This window comes from Nonomuraea sp. NPDC049607 (assembly GCF_040675375.1).
Classification (GTDB): domain Bacteria; phylum Actinomycetota; class Actinomycetes; order Streptosporangiales; family Streptosporangiaceae; genus Nonomuraea.
Window position 1 is genome coordinate 1 of the sequence record NZ_JBFAOV010000100.1, and the last position, 2,417, is coordinate 2,417.

Sequence of the window (2,417 nt, forward strand, 5' to 3'; positions counted from 1 at the left end):
GCTCCCAGGTGGCGGGCGATCTGGATGGCGGCCATGCCGACCCCGCCGGCTCCGGCGTGGATGAGGACCCGCTCACCTCGGGACAGGCCGGCCAGATCGACCAGCCCGTACCAGGCGGTGGCGAAAGCTCCCGGAACTGCGGCCGCGTCGGCGAAGCTCCACCCTTCAGGGATCTTCACCATCAATCGCTGATCGGTTACGACGTGAGGGCCGAACGTTCCCTCGCCCAGCCCCATCACCCGGTCGCCGACGACGAGCTGCTCCACTCCCGGGCCGACCTCGCTCACCACACCGGCGAACTCGACACCGAGCGGACCGGCCTCACCGGGATACATGCCCAGGACGTTGAGCACATCGCGGAAGTTCAGCCCTGCGGCGCGGACCTGCACCCGTACCTGCCCGGTGTCCAGGTCCCGGTCCGCGCGCGGGTCCGGAACCAGGGCCAGTCCTTCGACCGAGCCGGGTGTGGGGCAGTCCAGCCGCCACGCCCCGTCTCCGTCCGGTACCGCCAGGTCCTCCCCGGGGCGGGCGGGGGTCAGCCGGGGGACCAGGACCCGGCCCTGCCGGACCAGGATCTGCGGCTCATCTCCCACACCACCCGGCACGCCGTCGGGCATGCTGCCGGTGCCCAGTACGTTGGCCAGCGCCTGCCAGGAAGCGGGCTGTCCGTCCACGTCGACCAGCAGGAACCGGCCGGGGTGCTCGGCCTGCGCCGACCGCGCCAGCCCCAGCACCGCCGCCCCTACCAGCTCACGGTCAGGATCGGTGGTGCCGGGATCGGCGTTGTGTCCCACCGTGACCACGCCGGTGGTGAGCAGCACCAGCCGGGTCTCGGCCGACCGCTCACTGGCCAGCCAGCCCTTCAACACCTCCACCGCCCGGTCCAGCTCCACACGCAACCGCGACAGCAGCTCACCATGCTCGTCGTGGGTGGGCGCTCCCATGTCCAGGTGCAGGATCACCGTCCCAGTTGTCGGCTCCCCGGCAGCCAGACCTGCGTCCAACGCCGACAGGTCGGAGTAGTGGCCCACGACAGCGCCACCAGCCGCCCGCACCCCCGCCACCACATCACCGGAGGACGGACCGACCACGATCACCTCCCCCGGCGCCGAATCCGCCCGGCTCCCTGACCACGGCACCCAGTCCATCCGCAGCAAAGACGACGACGAACCGGACGCGTGGACCAGCTGCCCCTCCCCCAGCTCCCGTAGAACCAGCGAACCGATCGAGACCACGGGCCTTCCCGCTGCGTCCGCCGCCTCCACGGTTATCGCGCCGTCCTCGGCAAGCCGCAGACGCACCCGAAGCTGCCGGGCCGCAGCCGCGTACAACCTCACGTCCTTCCAGGAGAACGGCACCGTGATCTTCTCTTCGCCCGCAGCGTCCCCGCCAGAGCTCTGCTCCGCCAGCCCGATCGCGTGCAGGGCCGCGTCCAGCAACGCCGGATGAACCTCGAACCGGGCGGCATCCACACACTCGCGCTCACCCAGCTCGACCTCGGCGAACACCTCTTCCCCGCGCACCCAGGCCCGTTTCACTCCTTGGAAAGCCGGCCCGTACCCGTATCCTGTTTCCGCCAGCTTCTGGTAGAAGCCCTCCACTTCCACCGCCCGCGCCCCCACCGGCGGCCACACACCCAGCTCGAATCCAGCCTCCGCGCCAGCCCCGTTCACGCCCTCGGCGCGCTCGGCGTTCACCACGCTTGCGGTGTTCGTCGTGCTCTCGGCGTGCATCGCGCTCTCGGTTATCACCGCGCTGGCGTGACGCCGCCACCCCTCCCCTGCACCCGTTCCTGCACCCGTTCCTGCTCCCGTCCCGGTTGCCGTCCCCGTCCCTGCTCCCGGCCGGGCGTAAACGTGGACCTCACGTCGCCCGTCCGTACCCGCGCCGGACACCCGCACCAACACCTGGGCTGAGGAGTCGGCGTCCAGCACCAACGGCGCCTCCAACGTCAGCTCCTCAACCCGCGAACAGCCGACCCCGTCACCCGCCCGGATCACCAACTCCACGAACCCCGTACCAGGAAAAATCACCGACCCGCCGACAGCGTGATCGGCCAGCCACGGATGACCAGCCAGAGACAACCGCCCCGTCAACACCAGCCCGCCCTGCTCCGGCACCTCCACCACCGCACCCAAGAACGGATGATCCGCCCCCGCCAACCCCAGCTGATCCGCCCCTACTCCCACCGGCTCAGGACGAAGCCAGTAGCGCTGGTGTTGGAAGGGGTAGGTGGGGAGGTTGGTGGTGGTGGTGGTTGGGGTGGGGGTGAGGAGGGTGTTCCAGGTGATGGGGGTGGTGGTGTGGGTGTGGATGGTGGCCAGGGCGTGGAGGAGGGTGGGGGTTTCGGGTTGGTTTTTGTGGAGGGTGTTGATGGTGGTGGGTGGGGGGGTGTTGGTGGTGGGGGTGGGGAGGTT

1 protein-coding gene is annotated in these 2,417 nt (G+C 70.1%); it reads right to left on the minus strand.

The genetic code is table 11. From position 1 onward, the window contains the following. The coding region (locus tag AB0J97_RS51565) for a polyketide synthase dehydratase domain-containing protein (RefSeq protein ID WP_364104809.1) at positions 1-2,129 on the minus strand (2,129 nt) is incomplete at its 3' end. Positions 2,130-2,417: the final 288 nt, after the last annotated feature.